24 protein-coding genes and 3 pseudogenes are annotated in these 20,635 nt (G+C 59.9%); 26 read left to right on the forward strand and 1 reads right to left on the reverse strand.

Annotated features, from left to right (window positions below; genetic code table 11):
* The first annotated feature begins 71 nt into the window (after positions 1-71).
* The 8 genes and pseudogenes from repB (at position 72) to scpB (ending at position 5,698) form a co-directional block, all read left to right on the forward strand.
* On the forward strand, positions 72-1,073 hold the full coding sequence (repB, locus tag AC0V8S_RS38820; RefSeq protein WP_475438922.1) for a plasmid partitioning protein RepB: 1,002 nt from the start codon (positions 72-74) through the stop codon (positions 1,071-1,073).
* Between the two features lie 154 nt (positions 1,074-1,227).
* A complete protein-coding gene (gene repC / locus AC0V8S_RS38825; protein ID WP_475438923.1) occupies positions 1,228-2,433 on the forward strand; it encodes a plasmid replication protein RepC in 1,206 nt (401 codons plus the stop codon).
* Positions 2,430-2,717: a hypothetical protein gene (locus AC0V8S_RS38830; protein ID WP_475438924.1), complete on the forward strand. Its 288-nt coding sequence runs from the start codon at positions 2,430-2,432 to the stop codon at positions 2,715-2,717. Before repC ends, AC0V8S_RS38830 begins: the two co-directional genes overlap by 4 nt.
* A 59-nt stretch (positions 2,718-2,776) precedes the next feature.
* A complete protein-coding gene (locus AC0V8S_RS38835) occupies positions 2,777-3,043 on the forward strand; it encodes a type II toxin-antitoxin system Phd/YefM family antitoxin (RefSeq protein ID WP_475438925.1) in 267 nt (88 codons plus the stop codon).
* Between the two features lie 9 nt (positions 3,044-3,052).
* Positions 3,053-3,265: pseudogene (locus AC0V8S_RS38840) on the forward strand (plasmid maintenance toxin (PemK-like)); the annotation flags it as partial.
* A gap of 8 nt (positions 3,266-3,273) precedes the next feature.
* A pseudogene (locus tag AC0V8S_RS38845) lies at positions 3,274-3,429 on the forward strand (SMC-Scp complex subunit ScpB); the annotation flags it as partial.
* Positions 3,430-4,005: 576 nt separating this feature from the next.
* Positions 4,006-5,004, forward strand: a complete 999-nt coding sequence (locus AC0V8S_RS38850; protein ID WP_475438926.1) for a DUF1403 family protein — start codon at positions 4,006-4,008, stop codon at positions 5,002-5,004.
* A gap of 4 nt (positions 5,005-5,008) precedes the next feature.
* Positions 5,009-5,698 (forward strand): SMC-Scp complex subunit ScpB, encoded by a 690-nt coding sequence (gene scpB, locus AC0V8S_RS38855; RefSeq protein ID WP_258598848.1) that lies wholly within the window; start codon positions 5,009-5,011, stop codon positions 5,696-5,698.
* A gap of 33 nt (positions 5,699-5,731) precedes the next feature.
* Here the strand turns inward: scpB and AC0V8S_RS38860 are convergent, their stop codons facing one another.
* Positions 5,732-6,019: a DUF5623 domain-containing protein gene (locus AC0V8S_RS38860; RefSeq protein ID WP_475439185.1), complete on the reverse strand. Its 288-nt coding sequence runs from the start codon at positions 6,017-6,019 to the stop codon at positions 5,732-5,734.
* 149 nt (positions 6,020-6,168) lie between these two features.
* Here AC0V8S_RS38860 and AC0V8S_RS38865 point away from each other — a divergent pair, with 149 nt between their 5' ends.
* The 18 genes and pseudogenes from AC0V8S_RS38865 (at position 6,169) to pmtA (ending at position 20,128) form a co-directional block, all read left to right on the forward strand.
* Positions 6,169-6,741: an XRE family transcriptional regulator gene (locus AC0V8S_RS38865; protein ID WP_475438927.1), complete on the forward strand. Its 573-nt coding sequence runs from the start codon at positions 6,169-6,171 to the stop codon at positions 6,739-6,741.
* A gap of 70 nt (positions 6,742-6,811) precedes the next feature.
* A pseudogene (locus tag AC0V8S_RS38870) lies at positions 6,812-6,907 on the forward strand (RES family NAD+ phosphorylase); the annotation flags it as partial.
* An 85-nt stretch (positions 6,908-6,992) separates the two neighbouring features.
* Positions 6,993-7,349: an RES domain-containing protein gene (locus tag AC0V8S_RS38875; protein WP_475438928.1), complete on the forward strand. Its 357-nt coding sequence runs from the start codon at positions 6,993-6,995 to the stop codon at positions 7,347-7,349.
* A 259-nt stretch (positions 7,350-7,608) separates the two neighbouring features.
* Positions 7,609-9,177, forward strand: a complete 1,569-nt coding sequence (locus tag AC0V8S_RS38880) for a Swt1 family HEPN domain-containing protein (RefSeq protein ID WP_475438929.1) — start codon at positions 7,609-7,611, stop codon at positions 9,175-9,177.
* Positions 9,178-9,474: 297 nt separating this feature from the next.
* The gene (locus tag AC0V8S_RS38885; protein WP_475438930.1) at positions 9,475-9,765 is read left to right on the forward strand and encodes an acyl carrier protein; all 291 of its coding nucleotides are present in this window, start codon (positions 9,475-9,477) and stop codon (positions 9,763-9,765) included.
* A 1-nt stretch (position 9,766) separates the two neighbouring features.
* On the forward strand, positions 9,767-10,123 hold the full coding sequence (locus AC0V8S_RS38890) for a helix-turn-helix domain-containing protein (protein WP_475438931.1): 357 nt from the start codon (positions 9,767-9,769) through the stop codon (positions 10,121-10,123).
* Positions 10,124-10,129: 6 nt separating this feature from the next.
* Positions 10,130-11,155 (forward strand): ImmA/IrrE family metallo-endopeptidase, encoded by a 1,026-nt coding sequence (locus AC0V8S_RS38895; protein WP_475438932.1) that lies wholly within the window; start codon positions 10,130-10,132, stop codon positions 11,153-11,155.
* Positions 11,155-11,826, forward strand: a complete 672-nt coding sequence (locus AC0V8S_RS38900; RefSeq protein WP_475438933.1) for a C1 family peptidase — start codon at positions 11,155-11,157, stop codon at positions 11,824-11,826. Before AC0V8S_RS38895 ends, AC0V8S_RS38900 begins: the two co-directional genes overlap by 1 nt.
* The gene (locus AC0V8S_RS38905) at positions 11,819-12,961 is read left to right on the forward strand and encodes a hypothetical protein (protein ID WP_475438934.1); all 1,143 of its coding nucleotides are present in this window, start codon (positions 11,819-11,821) and stop codon (positions 12,959-12,961) included. Before AC0V8S_RS38900 ends, AC0V8S_RS38905 begins: the two co-directional genes overlap by 8 nt.
* Entirely contained in the window at positions 12,942-13,478 is a 537-nt protein-coding gene (locus AC0V8S_RS38910; protein ID WP_475438935.1) for a hypothetical protein, read from the forward strand. Before AC0V8S_RS38905 ends, AC0V8S_RS38910 begins: the two co-directional genes overlap by 20 nt.
* On the forward strand, positions 13,479-14,144 hold the full coding sequence (locus AC0V8S_RS38915; RefSeq protein ID WP_475438936.1) for a dCTP deaminase: 666 nt from the start codon (positions 13,479-13,481) through the stop codon (positions 14,142-14,144).
* Positions 14,145-14,561 carry a hypothetical protein gene (locus tag AC0V8S_RS38920; protein ID WP_475438937.1) on the forward strand — a complete coding sequence of 139 codons (417 nt, stop codon included), beginning with the start codon at positions 14,145-14,147 and terminating at the stop codon, positions 14,559-14,561.
* Between the two features lie 3 nt (positions 14,562-14,564).
* Positions 14,565-15,155 (forward strand): Nmad2 family putative nucleotide modification protein, encoded by a 591-nt coding sequence (locus AC0V8S_RS38925; RefSeq protein ID WP_475438938.1) that lies wholly within the window; start codon positions 14,565-14,567, stop codon positions 15,153-15,155.
* 163 nt (positions 15,156-15,318) lie between these two features.
* Entirely contained in the window at positions 15,319-16,467 is a 1,149-nt protein-coding gene (locus tag AC0V8S_RS38930) for a nucleoside triphosphate pyrophosphohydrolase family protein (protein ID WP_352887484.1), read from the forward strand.
* Positions 16,464-17,132, forward strand: coding sequence for a uracil-DNA glycosylase (locus AC0V8S_RS38935; RefSeq protein ID WP_475438939.1), 669 nt, complete (start codon positions 16,464-16,466; stop codon positions 17,130-17,132). Before AC0V8S_RS38930 ends, AC0V8S_RS38935 begins: the two co-directional genes overlap by 4 nt.
* A 593-nt stretch (positions 17,133-17,725) precedes the next feature.
* Positions 17,726-18,571, forward strand: coding sequence for a 3-methyl-2-oxobutanoate hydroxymethyltransferase (panB, locus tag AC0V8S_RS38940; RefSeq protein ID WP_475439186.1), 846 nt, complete (start codon positions 17,726-17,728; stop codon positions 18,569-18,571).
* Positions 18,568-19,458: a pantoate--beta-alanine ligase gene (gene panC, locus AC0V8S_RS38945; protein ID WP_475438940.1), complete on the forward strand. Its 891-nt coding sequence runs from the start codon at positions 18,568-18,570 to the stop codon at positions 19,456-19,458. Before panB ends, panC begins: the two co-directional genes overlap by 4 nt.
* 73 nt (positions 19,459-19,531) lie before the next feature.
* Positions 19,532-20,128, forward strand: coding sequence for a phospholipid N-methyltransferase PmtA (gene pmtA / locus AC0V8S_RS38950; protein ID WP_475438941.1), 597 nt, complete (start codon positions 19,532-19,534; stop codon positions 20,126-20,128).
* The last annotated feature ends 507 nt before the right edge of the window (positions 20,129-20,635 follow it).

Raw genomic sequence — 20,635 nt, forward strand, 5'->3', positions numbered from 1 at the left:
TTTGACAGCCGTGCAGAACCACAGTTTTGGGAGCAATTTCAAAAAGATGAGAGCGGTTCTGAGAGGACAGAATGGCTAGAAAGGACCTTCTGGCAAGCGTAACCGCGTCACTTACACGGGAACAGCCAGTGCATTCTGCGTCACAGGCTAGGTCTGACTACGCCAAGCGTGGCGCGTCGCGTTCGATGATGCAGTCACTGGACGAACTGGCCGAGAATTCAGTGCGGATGCTCGATGGCGAAACCGTGGTGGCGATTGATCCCAAGGATCTCGATGGTTCGTTCATTGCTGATCGTATAGGGGAGGACGACGCAGAATACCTGCAGCTCAGACAAGCCATTCGTACATCTGGCCAGTCGACACCGATCCTTGTGCGACCGCACCCCCATGATACAGGCCGCTACATGATTGTATTTGGCCATCGACGGGCAAAGGTCGCCCGCGATCTCGGCATTGATGTCCGAGCGGTCGTGAAGCGCTTGGCTGACATTGAGCATGTCATCGCACAGGGCCAAGAAAATACTGCTCGAGCCGACCTGTCGTTTATCGAGAAGTCGTTGTTCGCTCGGAAGTTGATTGAGGGCGGCATGACGAAGGATACTGTCAAATCAGCTCTTACGGTCGATGACACGCTGCTGTCTCGTATGCTGTCGGTTGCTGAGACAGTTCCCGAAGCGGTGCTGAGTGTCGTTGGGGCCGCAAAGGGTGTTGGCAGGGATCGTTGGGAAGAACTCAAAAAACTAGTCCAGATTCCAGCCAATGCTACCAAAGCGATCGAGTACGTTCGAACCGAGCAGTTTGCAGCAGGTCAGGTGAAGGATGAAGTCTTCAACCTGCTCCTCAGTCATCTGAAATCATCCAAGACACCCAAGAAGCCAAAGGTTGCCCTCGCACCCAAAGCCTGGGCTCCTGCCGACAAATCACTGAGCGTTGCGATTAGAGGGACACCAAAGAAAGCTTCGATAATAGTCGAGGCAGCTTACGGTCTCCATTTTGCTGAGTTCATAGCAGGCCAACTGGACGGTCTTTATGAGGCCTACAGGAAGCAGGAAAAGGAAATCAAGAGAGACTAAACCGCAAAAGAAAAAGGCCCCCGACGGCGAACCGTGGAAGCCCTTCTCGATCTTTAGCAAGCCGAGAATCTCATTTCCGCGAATCAGTGTCAAGCGTTTTAAGCGTCGATTCGGCGGACGGATTTCTTTTGCCTGATTAAAGGCGAAGGAAGAAATGGAGACGGGTATTGCAACGACGCCCTTTGGGCGGCGGCCTATGTCGCTTGCCATGCTGGCAGCGCAAAACGAATCACGTGAAATCCCCAAGGGCAGGGCTGTCGACAAATGGCAGATCTATCGCAACCTCTGCGAGGGCAAGAGCATTGTCGGCATCGGCGATCGTGCTCTGGCCGTTCTGAATGCGTTGCTGTCATTTTTCCCGGACAGTGAGTTGAGCGAGGAGAACGGGCTCATCGTCTTTCCCTCGAACGCCCAGCTGTCGCTCAGGGCGCACGGAATGCCCGAGCCCACGGTCAGGCGGCACCTGGCGGCTCTTGTTGACTGCGGGCTGATAATCCGTCGGGATAGCCCGAACGGCAAGCGTTACGCCCGCAAGGGCCGGGGAGGGGAGATAGAGGAAGCATTCGGCTTCTCCCTAGCGCCGCTGCTGGCCCGTGCTTACGAGTTCGAGGCGGCGGCCGAGCGTGTTCGTGCCGACAACCGGGCGCTCAGGCTCATGCGCGAGCGGATCACCCTGCACCGCCGTGACATCCACAAGCTGATCGAGGCGGCCCTTGACGAAGATGTCCCGGGCGACTGGGGAGGCCTGTGGAAGCGGTTCCGCGGCGTTGTGGAGGCAATTCCGCGCCGAGCTTGCATTGCCGAGCTCGAACCGATCGTCGCCGATCTGGCAGTCTTGCGTGATGATGTGGATAAGCTGCTGGAAGTCCATATGAAATCCACGAATCCGAGCGGCAATGACTTTCAAAACGAGCGGCAGCAATCTGATTCAAACACCGACTCTATTTTTGAATTTGAACCTGCTTTAGAGAAAAGCGGAGCGACGGCCGAGCGCAGGACGAGGACCGCAGAGGCGCCGAAAACATACCCGTTGGGGATGGTGCTGAAGGCGTGCCCCGAAATTGCGGATTATGCCGTCGACGGGATCGGCAATTGGCGCGATCTCATGATAACCGCCGCCCAAGTGCGGGGATATCTGGGCGTTTCGCCGTCAGCGTATGAGGAGGCTTGCCATGTGATGGGCCAGGAGATCGCGGCGATCGTGATTGCCTGCATTCTGCAAAGGGCGCAGCACATCAACTCGGCCGGCGGCTATTTGCGGGTACTGACCGAAAAGGCGACGGCAGGGCAGTTCTCAGTCGGGCCGATGCTGATGGCGGCGCTCAAGGCGAACGGCGCGACGGCGAGGATGACGGGATGACGATCGCCAATCCCGCAGCTTGTCGCGCGCCCAGCTCAAGTGCGAAAACGGCCTTGTCGATCGTCGGTTTCGCCGACCGGCAAGCGTGTGGGCGGCTTTTTGCGCAGTCTGACCGACAAGGAACAAGGGCAAGGCAGTTTTCCGTGAATCCTGTTCCCAATCATACGATGATCGGCGCCACCCGTCTCAGCAGCCGTCGGCACTGCTTCCGCCTGTCGCACAACGACCTTGGCCTTCTTGGTAATGGCAAGCAGCCCTGTCACAGCTTCGTTTCCCCAGGTTAGCGTCCGATACTTATGAAAGCCCGAAAGGCCGTATATTCCGGAAGAAAGGAGTTCCGCCCATGACGACCACCGTCACCGTCACCGCCGCCGCCGTGTCGAAAAACTTCGGCGCCTATCAGGATGCCGCGGTTCGCGACCCGGTCATCATCACCAAGAACGGCAGGCCGCGTACCGTGCTGCTGGCTTACGAGGATTTCGTCCGGCTGTCGAAGCGCGACCGGCGGGTCGAGCTTACGGCAGAGTTCAGCGCGGACGAAATCGCCGCGGTCGAAATGGAGCCGAGCCTTGACCATCTCAACGGCGAGCTTCCTCCGGTAAAGGCCTGACAGCAAAAAATGCTGCCGGCTGAAATCAAGGTCGGTCATGTCTTCCGCTATTCGTATCTCTGGCATTGGCAACACCGCGAGGGGCGCGAGGAAGCCGACAAGGACCGGCCATACCTCGTGCTAGCGCTGGTCGCCATGTAGGAGGACGGCTCGCCGGTTGTCCGGGTTCTGCCGATCACCCATACGCCCCCGTCCGATCCCGCTGATGCCATCGAGATCCCGGCGCCTAGTTCCAGCCAATCACCCGCCCCTAGCTGTCGACCTTTTTCGGCAAGGAGGTCAGCCTCGACCTGATCGGCAATCCGCGTGGCGCCGACTTCATTGCGTCGAGCCCGCGCAGCCCGACACCCGGCGCCCCCATACGTGTGACGACATGGGCGTTCCTGCCTGGTGACGCGCACATCGACGAATAGAAGGCTCGCGCTACGGCCGAAGGACCTGGCCGCCGATCCCAACAGCAGGAAGCAGCCGCTGGGCCGACCGCGGTCGATCAGCCCGCGCAGGTTCTGAAACAGGCTCGGTAGCCGGTGTACCTGATCCAGGATGACTAGCTTGTAGTTCCGGCTCGGCAAGTCGGGCGAGGTCGATGTCGGACTCGAGGTCTAGTATTGATCGAAGGACGCCGTTCGGCTATTTCCAGCGCGAGATGCCAACCTGACGAGGTCCGAGCAGCGCCCACGCCGGGCATGCTGTCCAGCAATTCGGTGAGTTCGGTCGTGACGCGGCGCTCAATGACCCTTTCTGCCGGGGCGGGGCGGCGTGTTTGTTGCGGCTGCCGGACATGACCGTCGCGATATGCTTGTTCTTGCCCAGCGCGCATTTCTGGGTTTTGATCGACGAGAGAGAGAGCATCTCCTCTAGAAAGATCAAAACGAAAGGCTACGGTTTATCGTTCGTTTTTAACTGTCGACGGGCACGGCGGCTTTCGGCCATTTTCGTTGCCAGAAGCGCCGCGATCATTCATGCTGTCGACGATGATTCTGCGCCCGAAACTGCTTCACCATGCACCTGTGGCCGTCACCGGTGTAGCCCCGGCTGCGCTGGCCACTCCCGTGCCGACCTGGCTGCGCGCCGCGGCGGCCGGTCCGGACTCGATTGAAGACGCTGCATTTGCCGCGGCCGCGGCGCTGACCGCCCTCGATGCGGTCGTGCGCCGGAAGGAGAGATGGGCCGGCGCCTGGCGGCAGCGCCTGGCACTCGCGGCAGCGGCGGCAACCGCCAAACGCGCCGGCCGGGTCGAGGACGAGGCGGCGCTGCGCGACGCGCTGCTACTCACCCGTCCCGGCGACGACGTTGGACCCGCCGGCGGTATGCTGCTTGCCTGGCGAACGCTGGCATCGCGTCCAGTCGCGACGTTGGTCAGCGAGGCGGTATTGGTCGATGTCGCCGCGGATCTGGGGAGCGCGCTTGACGAGGCGGCGGCCGGCCAAATTGGTGACGAAATCCAGGCGACGGCTGGCGTGGTTGTCAATGCAATCGCTGGCGCGGTCGACGCGATCGCCGTGCTCGAGCGTCATCACAGTCGCGCCGCGCGTGAGCTTGGACCGTGGCTTGCCGACGCTGTTCTGGCCGACCGGCTAGGGTGGGCGCATGCGGTGCCCCTGTTCGGCTTGCACCCGGTGGCGGGCGGTCGTCGGTCACCCCATGCCGAACGGCAATCCGGGCAGGCGTCCCGGCAACGCATTTGGGCGGCTTATGCTCAGGCGGCGCTGCAGGCGATGGATCTTGCGGCCGAGCTCGGCCGCCGCGCCGACCGCCTGCTGGCTGTCGCTCCAAAACTGCGGGCGAAAGGGGCGAACACTGTCGTCGAGAAGCTGCTGTCCGACGACGCGATCATCGCATCCTCGAAGATCGCCGGCATGAGCGACCGCGGGCTGCGCCGCCTGTTCGACCGGCTGATCGAACTTGGCGCCGTCCGCGAGCTGTCCGGCCGTCCGACCTTCCGCATCTACGGGCTGTGAGACCATGGAGCAGGCGAGGGGGAGAAGGGCGAAGGAGCGATCAGATGGTCACCTGTTCGACCGCGAATTGGATCACCTGCCGCCAGAAGTACGTTGGCGCGAATGGATGAACCGCGTCGAAGCAACCATCTTCGCCGCCAGCGAACCGGTCAGCCGCGAGGTGCTTACCCGCATCGTCGGCAAGACCTGCAGCATCGACCTTTTGATCGACGACATCCGCGAGGAGCTGCGGGGCCGGCCATACGATCTGGTCGCGGTCGCCAGCGGCTGGAAGCACCTGACGCGGCCGGCCTATGCCGACGCCATCCGTACGGCCGTCGGCTCTAGCGAACGCGCCGTCGACCTCACGCAATCCGAAGTGCTGGTCTTGATGTGCATTGCCTTCTTCCAGCCGATCACGCGCGCCGAACTGTCGTCATTCTTCGGCAAGGAGATCAGCCGCGACCTTATCGGCAATTTGCGCTCCTTCGGTCTGATCGCCTCCGGCCCGCGGAGCCCGACGCCAGGCGCCCCCTATACCTACGTGACGACGAAACAGTTCCTGCTGGAATTCGGGCTTGAAACCTTGCGCGATCTTCCCGACTTCGAGGCTCTCGAGGATGCGGGGCTGCTGTCGAAGGAAAAGCTTCTGGCGGGCGACATCATGCCGGGGTTTTCGGGCCCCGGCGAGAGTGATGCCGACGCCGACGAATAGAGCGCCTGTGCCTGGTCCGGACGACCGCCATCGTCACCTCAACTTCTCGAGCGATAGGACGGCAAGATCGATTTTTCCCACGAGGTCCCTCAACGGCGCACAATCCGGATAGTGTTGCGTCAGGACGGACTGTGCGAGGCGGAGGTCCTCGATGTGTTGTTCGCCAGTTTTGGACGTTCCTCCGGCGGAATTTTCTCCGTAGTCGAGGTCGAAAAACACCTCATCGGGCATGGCCGCCCGATCGTGTTCGCATTGAACCCAGTCATCAAGCTCGCTTCGGACAGCATCAACGCGCTTGTACACGCCTCCGCGCGCTCGCATGTCGGTCAGCACACCCTGCAGTAGAGGGTGCCTATCCTGGCATGCGCGTCCAGGGGCATCGCCGCCTTCGGACGCCGGCGCCGCTTGCCGCTGAGCGGCAGCCGGTACTCGACAGTGGTTGTGGGGCCGCGTGGTGGGGTGGCTTTTCGTTGGCCGTTTCTCGCGAGCTTCGCCTCGGCAGCCGCGAGATCGGCCATCGCGTATCGTTTCGGGTAGAGGTCGATCCTACGGCTGGTGCGCAGACGATCACGCCGGTCGAGGAACAGCCGATCGCTTCGGATGTGTTTCCCGTCGAAAACACGGGCAAGCCAGACCCTGAACTTGAAGCGGCGCTTGCCGCGGCGCGCGAACGTGGCCACAAGCGCGTCGCCGAAATTGTCGCCGGTGAAGACATGCTGAGTGCGGAAGCCTTCGCCAAACTGCTCGGCATGTCTCGGGTGACGGTCAATGCCAAGCGGCAGAGCGGGCAGGTGCTCGGGATCGAGGGCGCCAAGCGCGGTTTCCGTTTTCCTGTGTGGCAGCTCGACAAGGACGGTCGTCCCTTCGGCGCATTGCCGGCGCTGCATGCCATGTTGGGCAATAGTGCCTGGGCCGTCTATCGGTTTCTCGTGTCGCGCCATGGTGCCCTCGATGGGCGGACCGGCCTTCGAGCCCTTCAACAAGGCGATGGCGCCTTGGTGTTGGCCGCGGCGGAAGGCATGGCCAGGGGCGATTTCGACTGAATGCGCGGCGTTCCACCTCCACCCGATTTCGCGCGCGCAAACCTCGAAATCGAGACCATACGCTGGTCGGATGTTTGGTCGGATCTACTGGAGCACCTATCCCGATCCGTTGGGATACGGGAAGTCGCCGAGCCGGTTCAGCGATCCTCGACGCCGTCTTGATGCCAACCGGTTTGGCGTTCTTTACCTCGGTGACTCACTGAAGGTGTGCTTCCTCGAGACCGTGCTCCGCGACCGCCGCGAAGGAATCCTTGACGATCTTCCGGTGGAGCAGGTGGAGTCTGACCCGACGGCGCTATGCGGAGATCACGACCAAGGCAGACCTACGCCTGGTCGACCTCAGAGGCGACAATGCCGTTCGGATGGGTGTGCCGACCGATCTCGTTCGGGCACAGCGCCAGAACCTGGCACGCCGGTGGTCACTGGCGTTTCACGAGCACCCATCCGAGCCCGACGGGATCATTTATCCCTCGCGCCTCAACCAGGCGACCAACCTTGCCATTTACGATCGCGCGGTACCGAAGCTTCAGGCGAAGCGTGTTATGACCCTTCTCGGCGCGCGAGGGCTGGCTCAGGTTCTGGAGGATTTCAAGGTGGGGTTGGTGTGAAGATGCAGCTCGTATCCGTAGCGCTTGGCGAAGATGGCTGTAGCGCCAGAAGCGTCCACTAAGCCGGAGCAACGGAACGACCGGTGAGGGGCCGCAGATCGGCGGCTGTCAGCACCGGATCGCCGAAACCTGCCGTCCATTCACATCAAGGATTCGACCGTTGTCGAATGGCTGGCCTTGGCCGCTAGCTGGGCCCGACTGTATATAGACAAAGCGGCGCGCGGCCGCCGATCGAAGTGCGAGGGAACAGGCGGTAGCGATGGATGACAACGACAGTGCTAGCGACAAGCTCTCGAAAATCTCGCGAGGCGAGCCGCTGACGGCTGCCGAAGAGATCGCTCGCGGCGCGCGCGAGCTCACAACCGAGCGCCTCGCCCGCGAGTGTCTGGAATCGCCGTCGGTCAAAATGGCGCGGGAGCTTTACGTTTCCCCTGCGGCAAAGCTGGCCCGCGATTACGCCAATTCGCCTGCGCAGCAGGTCGCGCTCGGGCTTGGCCCGGCCTTTGGAGCGGCCGAGACCGCGCGCATGGAAGTGATGCGCAAGATGCTCGAACCGTCCACGGCGCTGGCCGCGAAGCTCAATGCGATCCAGCCGTTGGCAATCGACCATGCCAAGCTCGCCTGGATCGGCGCAATCATGCCGTCAATTGATCCTAAGGTGATTGCGGCGATCCAGGGCGTGCAGCCGCTCAAGATCGATCCGTTGTTGGCGAGCACCGTCAGCGGGGCGCAGCGGACGTTCGAAGAAGCAATGCGACCATTCGGCGGCATCGGATCGACGGTCAAGCAGTTCGAAGAGCAGCAGCGTGCCGTCCAGAAATCGCTGCTCGCCTCGCTTGCCGGGCCGTTCGGTGACATCGCCAAGACCTCGCAATGGGCGAGCACGCTCGGCCGGTTCGACACCCCCGATATCACCAAACTGCTCGGCGGGGGCCTTGGCACGGCTGTCGGCGACATGCGCGACGCGATCGCCAAGAACTTCGTCGGTTCGGCTGTGATCGATCAAGCCACGATGAGCGCAATGCTCGGGCTGACCGCCCGGTTCGACGCCGATTTCGCGGCGACCCAGCTCAAGATGTCGGCGCTCGCCGGTATTGGCGAAGTGTTCGACCGGCGCAGCCATTTCCAGATCGACGCCTATCATTCGCTCTTCGGCGAGTGGCGTACGAGCGTCGATCTTCCAGAAAATTTCTGGCGCGACGGGCGTGTGCGCAAGCGCATGTATCGCGAGGCCGAAGTCGATGAAGGGTTGATTGTCGCCCAGCCCGGCATGGCGCTCGAGATCATGATCGAGAGCGGGCTGACCGTCGGACTTCGCTCGGAAGCCAATGCCGTGGCGGTCGTGACGCTTGGCGAAGTATCGATGACTGTGCAGTCGCGCGGCACCAGCAAGGATGCCTATGCGTTGGTCGGACGGTTCGAGCAGGAACTTCGCGCCTATGTCGAGCGCAAGCTCGAAGAGCGCTTCGGTCCGGACTGGTTCAAGCTGCGCGCGTCGAACCTGATCGGCAAGGCGAAGGAGATTCGCAAGGTGGCGATGGCGCGCGGTGAAGCGTTTGCACCACTGGTCAATTTTACCGAACTGGGTGAGCTGTCAGGGATCATCCAGAGCACGAAAAACTGGGATGACGTGTTCGGCTGTGTGTTCGTCGAGAAGACTGAATTCGACCATGACATCCAGAAGTTGATCGCAGTCCGGCGTCCGACGATGCACATGCGCCGGATCGACGGCGTGCGCCTCGTCGAAGTAATCTGCGTGATGCAGCGGCTGTCCGAGCAGATGGCGGACGATGGCGCGTGGAAGCTCGCGGCCGAGTCCGATCGCTAGACAAGCCACGCGGAAACCCCGCCCCCGCGTTTGGCGGGCAGGAGTCGCGATGGCGCTCCCAATTGTACGACCGGTTCCGAGGTGGGCGATTTGTCACCCGAACGACGACAACTGAGGCGCATTTCAGACAGGCAGCCTTTGGGCCGCAAGCGGTCAATCTGCTTTGAATTTCCCAAACTAGAAAAGCTACCATCGCTGCGGCTGTAGGGTCGGAGGAAACTTCAGATCAGCCGCGTTATGCAGCGCCCTATTGTCTGTTTTTCAGACATGTGCTAGATTTGAGTCGGATAAATGGACATGCGAGGTATCATCATGTTCCCTGCTAGAACGTTTGAAGACGCAATCCGAAATGAAATCAGTACGGCTATCAATGACCGTCCTGCTCCACGCGCGGCATGGGAGCCTGCGGTCGACTCGCTCGTGATGGTCCGGGTTGTTTTGCGTATCGAGGAAGAGTTCGCACTCAATCTTCCGGACGACGTAATGCCAGCTGGTGGCTTCCGTAGTGTCGAACACTGCGTCGTGACCGTCATGGAGACATGTCGTGAGGCGTGGAGAGTGAGCCAGCATGAAAACGAGGAGGTGTAATATGGCACGGACCCCTGTTGGATTTGCCGGTCCAAACCCCGAGGCCGTTCAGCTCGGCAAGCGCCTCAAGGACGCGCGTGAATATGTGGGCATCACACAAGAAGAAGCGGCGAACCATCTGAACGTCCGCCGCTCGGCAATTTCGGAAATGGAGGCAGGCAAGAGGGGTGTCGGCGCCCTTGAAATGAAAAGCCTAGCCGCTCTCTACGAGCGGCCCACGTCCTGGTTTACCGGCGAATTCGAGCAGCACGTGCCCGAAGACGTCGCATTCCTGGCGCGCACAGTGAGCGATCTGTCAGAGAACGACGGGGTGAGTTGGCAAGCTTTGCGGAATTCCTGCGCTCCCGTTCGAAGGTGAACAAGAATGGCTAGGGCGCCCACGCGCGACGCAGTCCTGAAAGGCATGCGGGCAGCGCTTCGCCTGCAGCGTGACCTCGGCCTGGATCAAGGCGCCGCGCGAGGGCATCGCGTGGACGTATTCGGTTCGATTTACAGACAGAACGTCCCCTTGCTTTTCCGGAAGCTTGAACCGCTCTTGGGGGCATATCTGCGCGAGGGCGGCAATCCAGGGATCATTCTGACGACGCGTCGTCCGCTTGGCCAACAGCGCTTCACCGCGGCCCACGAGCTTGGCCACCATGTGCTGAACCATGATCCCCATGCGGATGATGATAGTATTCTGCGCCGGTCGCCGGATCATGCTCGGGACTACATCAACCTTCCACCCGCCGAGCAAGAGGCCGATGCTTTCGCGTCATACTTTCTCGTGCCTGACGGGCTGATTACGGCACTCATGCAGCGTCACCATTGGACGCCGCAGCATCTTCAGAATGCTGACATCGTCTACCAAATGGCTTTGCGCGTTGGCGCCAGCTATCGCGCGACACTCTACGCGCTAGTGCGCAACAGGGTTATTGGGGCCGGGATCCGGACGCAGCTTGTCAAAGCGCAACCTGCGACGATCAAGCGTGCACTCGTGCCCGACTATCCAATTGGGTCCACGCAAAACATCGATGTGTGGCACTTGACGGAGCGAGACGAGGGAACGGTGATCGAAGCCGGCCGGGACGACTTGTTCGTGGTCAAGCTGCGGGAAGACAGTAACGCCGGTTACGTCTGGAATTTCGACGAACTGGAAATGGCTGGTTTTGCGATACTGAGAGATGGCCGCGAACAGGTCGCCGGAGGGGTGGTTGGGGCTCCTACGATCCGACATGTGCTCGCGCGTGCTTCCGATGCGACCGTGCACGGAGTCTATACTTTGTGGGAGCGCCGACAGTGGGCTCCGGAGGACGATCCCAAACGCTGGTCGTTCGACTACAGGCCTGTCTATTCGCACGATGCAGGACTGTTTCGCCCCTCGTTCAAACACACGGGCGGTGCGCGCTGATGTTGAATGTCGTCGCCGATCTGAGAAAGCAGCTTGAGCCGGCCCGCGATCAAGGTCGCCGCCCAACCTGCCTGTCTTTCGCGGCGAGCGCCACCCACCGAGCGGCGCATAAGCACCCAAGCCAGTTGTCTCCTGAATGGCTCTACTACCACGCAACGAGACGTGACGGGTTGCAGCCGGACCAAGGCTCGACGATTGAGGCGACCTGTACGGCGCTCTTGAATGACGGCCAACCTGATGAGGTGTTCTGGCCTTATCAAGGTCGCGAAGTTTGCCCCAATCCCTATCAGCTGCCCGGCCAACGCCCAGTCGTCGTCCGCTGTGATACTGGCCAACGCAGCAGTGATTCTGATCGCTGGCGCTCTGAGATCGATTCGGGTTCACCTGTCGTCATGACATTGTTCATTTCGCCCGCGTTTTACCAGGCGGCACGGTTTATCGGACGGGAGGCGCTGATGGAGGAGGATCATATTCCGATCGATCCTGCACTGGCGCATGCGGTCGTCCTAGCCGGATACGGCTACGTTAACGGCGTACCGCATTTTCTTGTGCGCAACTCCTGGGGATCGGGATGGGGATGGGCAGGCCACGCCTGGTTCTCCGAAACCTACCTCACCCGCCGCTTTGCTGGCGCCTTCGTCATCCAACATGGAGCATCCGACGATGTATAATCCCATGACGCCCGCACCCACCCCGGTCTCCGCATGGGTTAGGGCAGCCCGCCGGCTCAAGGCCGACGGTGATCAACACGGGCTTATGCTCCATATCGAAGATCCGACCGGGTTCTCGCCGGGAGAGGACGAGATTGTGTGTCAGGTCGACGCGTTCCTGCGCGATCATGACAAATGCGGCGTCAGCACGGTCGCCAATACGATCTTCCCTGCCGCCCTTGATAAAGGCGACGGCATCGACGCGCTGACGAAGCGTTACATGCAGGTCTACGAGCGCCGCATGCATCGTCAGGGCGAGTGGGGTCGCTATTTTCAGCGTATGGTCGCTTGGCCGACCGGTAGCGGCAAGGGTGCGGGAACCGTCAATCAGCTTTCCGCGAATATCGATACGCTTCGGGCGATGAGAAGGGGAGAAGCGAAATTCTTCGGCAACGTGACAGAGATCGCACTCTTCGATCCGGCTCGCGATCTGCGCAAGAAAATGAACCGGCAATGCTTGAGCTTCATCGAGCTGAAGCCCGAGCGCGAGGGAAATATCTGGCGGCTCAGCATGATGGCCGTCTATCGCAACCACTACTACGTCCAGCGCACGCTTGGTAATCTCATTGGCCTCGGCCGCCTGCTGCAGTTCATCGCCAACGAAACGGGTTTTGACATTGGGACGCTGACAATCCAGTCCACGCATGCGTGCCTCGATCCAGACCTGCAACGCGGCGAGGTTTTCGATTTGATAACAGCTTGCGACGATCCAACTGCCCTAACTGCCTCGTCGAACCGCAGCAGTGCGCAACATCGGTTGGCGCTCGATAAATCTGCGCCCGTGGACGAAATCTACGAGCGCTGCAATAAACAAAGGAATAAACCTATGAACGACGCAAAGCTCCCGGCTTTTGAGGATATCGGACAGATCGAAGTGGACTTTCTCGACCAACGCATCGTTATCGGATGCATCGAGGGAGAAGAAGAAAAGGCTCTTCGGCTTGCCAAGCGCTTTGAAAATGACGCTGGCGAAGTGACTAAAGCGGTCTCCGCCGAAATCGAGCCGATCCAGGCCATGCTGATGGCCGGCATCCTAGCATATGATCTACTCGAGCAGGCGGAGGCGGGCTATAACAATGGCGCCGATCACAGGTGAGAATCGACAAGCAAGCCCGGAGGAACCCGGCATTTCGATGCGGACGCGACAGCGAGCACAGCATGAGCACGATTTGCGCAATCATTTCGATATATTGTCGCTGTCGCGCCTGGATCGCCTGAAGCATTACGGCTTGCATTTCGCGAAATACGCGGGACGGTTTGCTCGGGGTGATGCCGAAGTCAAAACCAGAAGGGAAACACTTGTCGACGCGTTTCTAGTTGCGCTGAGCGCTGCAAATGCCCTGAACCAAGCGTTGCCGGACGTAGGAACAGGAGGATTGATCGGGGATGCGATCTCCGACCTCGCCTTTACCGACCACGCTGGACGTTTCGCCGACGCATGCGAGAAGATCGATCATCTCGAGGAATTCCGTGCGATCGCCCTTGCCGCAAACGCCGCGCTTTCAGAGTGGATCGTGTGCAGCGCGAAAGCGGCTGGCTTTGATCTCGACGCTCTCGTAGACGATCGTCGACGACAGCTTGCGCGCAGGCAGGTTTACGCACAGGAGACGTAGATGTTTCTATCGGGTGACCTCATCGCTGAACATGGCGGCGGCTGGATTGCGCCATTCGACCCGCAGCGGGTCGATTGCGCGGCCTATACTCTGCGGATCGGTGACGAGGCTTTCATCAGCCCCGAAGGTCGAGACACCCGCAAGCCGGGCCTGGTTGAACGCTTAGAGCACAAGGCGCCTATCGTGATACCGCCCGGGCAGTTCGCCTATTTGACCACGCGAGAGTTCGTAACACTGCCGCATGATCTCCTCGGCTTCATCAACATGAAGAGTACGCTAAAAAATAGCGGTCTTGTGAATGTAAGCGGATTTCACGTCGATCCGGGCTACAAGGGAAAGCTTCTGTTCGCTATCTTCAACGCGGGACCGCAGACAGTGACGGTGCGGTGCGACCAAGACGCCTTCCTGATCTGGTTTGCGCGTCTCGATGGCGCGACGGAACAATATGCCCGGAAAAAACCCGGATTTCGGGGGATCGACACAACTCTGATGGGGTTACTCCCGACCGAGACCGCATCGCTCAACTCGATCAACAAAAGGATGGATCAAATCGAGCGACGCATTTCCTACGCACTTGGTATACTGACACTTGCTGGCGGTGTTGCGGTTGCTGCGATATCCGGCGTCATTGCGAGCATGGCTTTTAAAGCCTTAGGAGGATCGTGAATGGCCGACGCTTACGTTTTCAACGAACACCTCAATAACGACGACCGCGCAAAAATCGAGGCGATCCTGCAAGCGGCAGGATACAATCCACGATACGATGTTCCGAACGCTGTTTCCTCGATCGACCCGCACACTGACATCGGCGTCGTCGGGCTTCCGGCCGCGCCAGAAGACGGCGGTACCATTGATGCTCGGACGATGGCGTTTGCCGGCGCCGGCATTCGGGTCGTGGCAATTTGGTTGCGCGCGGACCAGGAGGGTACAGGCGGTGTCCCCGAATCGATCGGAAAATACGCCACCACAGTTGACAGCGGTTCCAAAGTCTTGACCCCGACGCTTAAGGGCGAGACGGATGTCTGGGAACAGCCAGGCGGGGAGCAAAGGCCAAAACCTCGCATCAAACGCAATAAGTGCTGAGCCGTGACCCGAATCTACTCCTACGTCGTCGAACATGACCTTGGCTTTGCGCCGAACCCGTTCTGGGGCGTATGTACGCTAGCAAATTGCAAGCCGTTGATTCGAAAATTTGCGAGCGCAGGCGACCTCATAATCGGAACAGGCTCGACTGACCTGCAGGCTACTGACCGCCTCGTCTACTGGATGCGAATATCGGAAATCACCTCCTTCGACGGCTATTGGTCAGATCCGCGCTTCGCGCGCAAAAAGCCAAACATGAACGGCAACATGATGCATCGCTATGGCGACAACATCTACCACCCCGGGAACGACGGCACATTCCAGCAGATCGACTCTTTCCATAGCGAAGACGATGGCAGTCTGAGTGTCGGAAACAGGGAACGCGATACCGGTAAGACGGAAAAGGTCATGCTTGCGACCGACTTCGCTTATTTCGGGAAATCGGCTCCAATCATCCCGGAGCACGTGCGTTTTCTGATCAAAAAAGGGCCATACCACAAATGCCGATTTTCCGACGGACAGCGGGCCGCTATAGAGGGTTGGCTGGAGACGTTGCCCGAGCGCGGGTATGTCGATGAGCCTGGGCATTGGTGACGCTGAAGCGTTTGGCGCCTTCAGCGCAACTGCGGTTCTCTGATCAACCGAGCGTACCGCCCCGAACTGCCTGTTACCGACAAGCAACAGCCCGCCGAAGTTCAGCCTCTGTGATTCCTTACGCTGCGATCATCTGGCAATCTGGTCTGGCGGGGGATTCGCGATGGATGGATCAACTCTATCACTAAACGAATATCAAGATTTAGCGGTCAAGACGGATCGAACAGGCCTGAAATCCAGAAATTTGAGCCTGCCAATCCTTGGACTGTTTGGTGAAACCGGCAGTCTCCTTAGCGAGGTGAAAAAGAAACAGCGAGACTCCAAGGCCTACGACTCGTACGAAAGCGGTGTCATCGAGGAGTTCGGTGATGCGCTTTGGTACCTGGCGGTCATTGCAGCCCATGCCAATATCCGGCTAGCTGATATTGCAGAGGAATTCGAGTCCGGCTCCACCGAGGCGCTTCGCTTCGTCAATCTGCAACCGCAACAGACGCTTAACCTTGCAGCGCCCACGACGGAATTCGCACGAACGCTTCTGAAACTGGCTAATTCGGTAGGCAATCTTACCAATAGCGACGGTGAAGCCCTATCATACGTTGACCCAACCGCTTTTGCACAAAAGCTTAAGATCATTTTCCGCAATTTGGTGCACGCGGCCAACGAGGCAGGCGTGACCTTGGGAGACGCGGCGGTTCACAATCTGCGGAAGGCGCAGGATCGCTGGCCAACGGACCGCATTCCGCCTCCGCTGTTTGATCTGGAATTCCCCTCTGAGGAGCAGCTGCCTCGAAAGCTCGCGATTGAGATTTTCGAGCGCAATTCTGGCTCCAAACAATACGTCTATCAGCGCTGCAACGGCGTCAATATCGGGGACCGCCTGACCGATAATAGTGTCGTGGAAGACTTCTATCGCTTTCACGACGCTTTTCACTATGCCTATGCAGCCGTCCTCGGTTGGTCGCCGGTAACTCGGGCCCTATTGAAGCTCAAACGTAAGAGCAAGACCAAAGTCGATGACGGCGAGGACGGTGCCCGCGCGATTATTCTCGAAGAAGGTGTTGCGGCCTACGTTTTCGCGAGAGCCAAGGAACATCAGTTCTTCGAGGGACGCGATGAGGTTGATTTCAACCTGCTGAAGACCGTGAGGAGTTTCGTCCAGGGTTTTGAAGCGGAGCAGTGCCCGCTGTGGCTTTGGGAAGAAGCGATCCTGAAAGGAAACGCCGCCTATCGCTTTTTGCGCCAGTATCGACGTGGGCGCCTCATCCTTGATCTAGACAAACGTGATATGATGGTGGAGGAGCTTGCGCCATGAAACCAGCTGACTTTGTCGAAGAACTCGCGTCCTACCATTTTGCCAACGCGTTCAATCCCTACGCCGACGCGTGCCCTGAGTGTGACGCCAAAGATGCGCCAGCCGTCCGCCGTCGGAACCTGGAAGCCGTCTTAAATGCAGCAATCGAGAGGGGGGTTCAGTCCTTCTGGATTGCTCGAGATCTTGGCTATCGGGGTGGCCGCCGAACGGGCCTGGCATTAACTGACGAAGCGCATCTTGATTGGCACGCAGAACTTCTCGGTACCGAACCACTCATGAGAGCGACCAAAGGCCCCCCCGTGGCCGAGCGCACCGCTACCGTTGTGTGGCAGATGCTGCGTTCAATCGAACAACCGATCTTTCTCTGGAACGTCTTTCCGTTTCATCCGCATGGCCCCAATGAGCCGATGACAAATCGGTGTCATACCCGTAGCGAGCGACTGGCGTGCAAGCCCATTTTGGAAGCGCTGATCGACACCTTACGGCCGAAACATCTTGTTGCCATTGGACGCGATGCCCAAGCAGCTTTGGCGGACCTCGGCCTTGAGGCAACTGCGGTTCGTCACCCTAGCTATGGGGGGCAGAGTGAGTTTATAGGCCGCCTTGAGGAATTCTACTGCGTCCGCTCTAAGCCCGCTCGGGAAGCCCAGTTACATCTGCTCTAACCGTTTCGTTCTCTCTACAGGGTGGGGCGCATGCTTGTCTTCGGCATGGATCTGCGATGCACCAGCATCTTCCTGAGCCGCATGCCGGCTGAGGAGCCTGCGTCTTCAAGAAACAAAGTGCGGCGTCGTCACGTGGGTGTAGAACGCGCCTGGCGCAGGGCTCGCTGGTGCTTCTTTTGCCGTCCGCTTGTGAGACCTGGAAATAGCCTGCCAGGCGTCCAGTATGAAGGCGCGAAGCTGACGCCTGGCGGCGAATTTGAACCCCATACCCCCGTCATCCCATGTTGATGATTTGTGCTTCGCATGTCGCATAAAAAGGGAGTGTGGAATATGGGTCGTTGCCATTGGGTTCGAACCGATGGAGCCTCAATTTCTCACCTTGGCGCCGTCGAAAGGACGGCGTTGCTCAACCTTGCCTGATAGCCATGATCCCTCGATGGGCACGCTGAAGCAGCTTAACCGATTTAATTGATTCTGACATGAGTGTCGGCTCGTCAACGTCACGCGCCACCGCCATTATTAGCTCTTCGCACCTGCACAAAAATGTGCCAAACGCAGGCCCTATGGTTGGTAACGTTGGGGAAGGAGCCCTCTTGAGTGCGGTTGCTAACACCAAGGCGATCACACCGCCGGAAATCCGTTCCCGGAAGGGTGGCACTCCGCTCGTCTGCCTGACGGCCTATACCACGCCGATCGCAAAGCTTGTTGATCAGTATTGTGACATTGTTCTCGTCGGCGACAGCGTCGGCATGGTGCTCCACGGCTTGCCGTCGACGCTGGGCGTGACTCTTGAGATGATGATCATGCACGGCCAGGCCGTGCGACGCGGCCTCGAGCAGGCGCTGATGATCGTCGACATGCCGTTCGGCTCCTACGAGGAAAGCCCCGAGCAGGCCTTTCGCAATGCTGCACGCATCATGGCGGAAACCGGCTGCGCGGCGGTCAAGCTCGAAGGTGGCGAGGCAATGGCGGAGACGATCCGCTTCCTGGTTGCACGCGGCATCCCTGTCATGGGTCATGTCGGCTTGACGCCGCAGGCGGTCAATACCTTCGGCGGCTACCGCGTCCAGGGCAGGGGCGGTGATGCGGAGCGCGTCGGGCGCGATGCCCTCGCGGTGGCCGAGGCCGGAGCCTTCGCGGTCGTGCTGGAGAAGATCCCCGAGGCGCTCGCTCGCCGGATCACCGCAGAGGTGGCGATCCCGACGATCGGTATCGGCGCCTCGGCGGCCTGTGACGGACAGATTCTCGTCGTCGACGATATGTTGGGCATCTCCGGCGACTTCCGGCCCAAATTCGTCAAGCGCTATGCCGAACTCGGTGAGATCGCCGAGGCGGCAATCGCCGCCTACGCGCAGGAAGTGCGCGACCGCCACTTTCCTGCGGCCGGGCATCTGTTCGGCGATGCGCCAAGGACGGTCAATGGTGGAGAAGGCACATGAGCATTCCGATCGCACGAACCGTCGCCGAGTTGCGCATAGCGGCGGGCGGATGGCGTCAGAATGGCCTGAAGGTCGCTGTCGTGCCGACCATGGGTGCCTTGCATGAAGGCCATCTGAGCCTGGTGCGTGCCGCGCTCAGCAAGGCCGACCGGGTTATCGTGACGCTCTTCGTCAACCCGAAACAGTTTAACAGCGCTGCCGATCTCGCGGCCTACCCGCGCACTGAGCATGACGATGCCGCCAAGCTTGCGCCGCTGGGGGCTCATCTGCTCTACGCGCCAAATGCAGCGGACGTGTATCCGGAAGGTTTCGCCACTACGATCTCGGTCAGTGGGGTGAGCGATGGCCTGTGCGGCGCGTTCCGTCCGGGCCATTTCGACGGCGTGGCAACCGTCGTCGCCAAGCTCTTTTTACAGACGCGTGCGGATCTCGCCTTTTTCGGCGAGAAGGATTTCCAGCAACTGCACGTCGTTCGCCGACTCGTCCGCGATCTCGACATTCCGATCGAGATCGTCGCCTGTCCGACGGTACGTGAAGCCGACGGCCTGGCGATGTCGTCGCGCAATGTCAGGCTCTCGGCCGCACAGCGCTTGGCAGCGCCAAGGCTCGCCGAAGTCCTGTCAGCTTCGGCCGGGCGATTGTCGGCGGGATTGCCAGCCGAGCTTGTGCTTGCCGAGGCTAGGCAAGCGATCCTCGCTGCCGGTTACGACGAGGTCGAGTATCTCGATCTACGAGCAGACCATGACCTGTCGCCGCTTTCCGCCGCGGATCGACCGGCCCGCCTGATCGTCGCCGCCTGGCTCGGCGGGACGCGGCTTATCGACAATGTCGGAGTTCTGCCCGGGCAGCGCAAAGGCGAGCTGCTCGCGGCAGCCAATGCCGCATGATTGAAAATGCGGCCAGGCTTGGACAAACGTGCGTCGTCACGACCCAGACAAATAGTGGTAGCAGGGAGTGGATATGGTCTTTCGATTGAAGGAGCGGCTCGGCAGGAAGTTTGAAGAGGAAGTGCAATTCTTCAAGGGCTGGCAGAAGGACAAGAAACGAGTGGGCGCGCTCATGCCAACGTCCGTGCATGCCGCGCGCCGTATGGCAAGCGTAATTAACCCAGCATCCGGATTGCCGGTTCTGGAACTTGGTGCCGGAACTGGCGTCATCACCAAGGCTATCCTGGAAAGGGGCATCAAGCCGCATCAGCTGATTTCGGTCGAATATTCCAAGGATTTCTATCAGCGCCTGACGCGAGGCTTTCCGGGCGTGGATTTTCGATTGGGCGATGCGTTCGCGCTGGGGGACGTGCTTGCAGAGCGGCGCGGGGAGCAGTTTGACTGTGTGATAAGTGCGGTGCCGTTGCTGAGCTTTCCGATGGAACGGCGTGTTGGCCTGCTTGAGGATTTGCTCGCCCGCATTCCTGCTGGAAGACCTGTGATTCAGATCACTTACGGACCTTTGTCGCCGGTGATCAAAATGCCCGGCCGCTATGTCGTGTCTCACTATGATTTCGTCGTCCGCAACATCCCGCCCGCACAGCTCTGGATTTACCGACGAGCAGTCTGAGGGCGCGTGCGCTGAAAGTGGCGGCGTTCCGCAAAATCGTGCTGAGGACAGGACGGTGGTCGTCCTAAAATTCGCATCCGATTGCGCTTTTGTTGCCGCCACCGCTAGCGGAGGCCACCATGCCTTTTAGCACAGGCAGGTGCTCATCTGCTGCGCACTTCGCCCTGCGGACGACAGACGGCGAAGCCAGCACGGCCGCGAAAATCTCGCGACGGCGTCTCGATGCCGGGACCGGCCTGCCATTTTGGAGGTGCATGACGCAAACCATGCCATCCCGTCCCTGACCAAATCATAACCATCGCCCTCTTTCGGCTGCCCGGGCCTCCCGACAGCCGGATCAATGATGACGGAGAATATCCTTCTTTGAAGAGCGTGACGGTCTGCGCCGTCCTATGCCTCAGCTTGTACGACGGCCTCCCGGTCTTCCGTGCCACGCGAGCTAAGGTTCGGTCACTCTACCGTGCAATGGCGTTCGGAAATACGACAGGCGAACCACAATAATCATGT

This window comes from Mesorhizobium oxytropidicola (assembly GCF_056174625.1).

What these genes read in the sequence shown, in the direction of transcription:
- repB (WP_475438922.1), top strand. Translation starts at nt 72, where the DNA reads ATGGCTAGAAAGGACCTTCTGGCAAGCGTAACCGCGTCACTTACACGG.
- repC (WP_475438923.1), top strand. Translation starts at nt 1,228, where the DNA reads ATGGAGACGGGTATTGCAACGACGCCCTTTGGGCGGCGGCCTATGTCG.
- AC0V8S_RS38830 (WP_475438924.1), top strand. Translation starts at nt 2,430, where the DNA reads ATGACGATCGCCAATCCCGCAGCTTGTCGCGCGCCCAGCTCAAGTGCG.
- AC0V8S_RS38835 (WP_475438925.1), top strand. Translation starts at nt 2,777, where the DNA reads ATGACGACCACCGTCACCGTCACCGCCGCCGCCGTGTCGAAAAACTTC.
- AC0V8S_RS38850 (WP_475438926.1), top strand. Translation starts at nt 4,006, where the DNA reads ATGCTGTCGACGATGATTCTGCGCCCGAAACTGCTTCACCATGCACCT.
- scpB (WP_258598848.1), top strand. Translation starts at nt 5,009, where the DNA reads ATGGAGCAGGCGAGGGGGAGAAGGGCGAAGGAGCGATCAGATGGTCAC.
- AC0V8S_RS38860 (WP_475439185.1), bottom strand. Translation starts at nt 6,019, where the DNA reads ATGCGAGCGCGCGGAGGCGTGTACAAGCGCGTTGATGCTGTCCGAAGC.
- AC0V8S_RS38880 (WP_475438929.1), top strand. Translation starts at nt 7,609, where the DNA reads ATGGATGACAACGACAGTGCTAGCGACAAGCTCTCGAAAATCTCGCGA.
- AC0V8S_RS38885 (WP_475438930.1), top strand. Translation starts at nt 9,475, where the DNA reads ATGCGAGGTATCATCATGTTCCCTGCTAGAACGTTTGAAGACGCAATC.
- AC0V8S_RS38890 (WP_475438931.1), top strand. Translation starts at nt 9,767, where the DNA reads ATGGCACGGACCCCTGTTGGATTTGCCGGTCCAAACCCCGAGGCCGTT.
- AC0V8S_RS38895 (WP_475438932.1), top strand. Translation starts at nt 10,130, where the DNA reads ATGGCTAGGGCGCCCACGCGCGACGCAGTCCTGAAAGGCATGCGGGCA.
- AC0V8S_RS38900 (WP_475438933.1), top strand. Translation starts at nt 11,155, where the DNA reads ATGTTGAATGTCGTCGCCGATCTGAGAAAGCAGCTTGAGCCGGCCCGC.
- AC0V8S_RS38905 (WP_475438934.1), top strand. Translation starts at nt 11,819, where the DNA reads ATGTATAATCCCATGACGCCCGCACCCACCCCGGTCTCCGCATGGGTT.
- AC0V8S_RS38910 (WP_475438935.1), top strand. Translation starts at nt 12,942, where the DNA reads ATGGCGCCGATCACAGGTGAGAATCGACAAGCAAGCCCGGAGGAACCC.
- AC0V8S_RS38915 (WP_475438936.1), top strand. Translation starts at nt 13,479, where the DNA reads ATGTTTCTATCGGGTGACCTCATCGCTGAACATGGCGGCGGCTGGATT.
- AC0V8S_RS38920 (WP_475438937.1), top strand. Translation starts at nt 14,145, where the DNA reads ATGGCCGACGCTTACGTTTTCAACGAACACCTCAATAACGACGACCGC.
- AC0V8S_RS38930 (WP_352887484.1), top strand. Translation starts at nt 15,319, where the DNA reads ATGGATGGATCAACTCTATCACTAAACGAATATCAAGATTTAGCGGTC.
- AC0V8S_RS38935 (WP_475438939.1), top strand. Translation starts at nt 16,464, where the DNA reads ATGAAACCAGCTGACTTTGTCGAAGAACTCGCGTCCTACCATTTTGCC.
- panC (WP_475438940.1), top strand. Translation starts at nt 18,568, where the DNA reads ATGAGCATTCCGATCGCACGAACCGTCGCCGAGTTGCGCATAGCGGCG.
- pmtA (WP_475438941.1), top strand. Translation starts at nt 19,532, where the DNA reads ATGGTCTTTCGATTGAAGGAGCGGCTCGGCAGGAAGTTTGAAGAGGAA.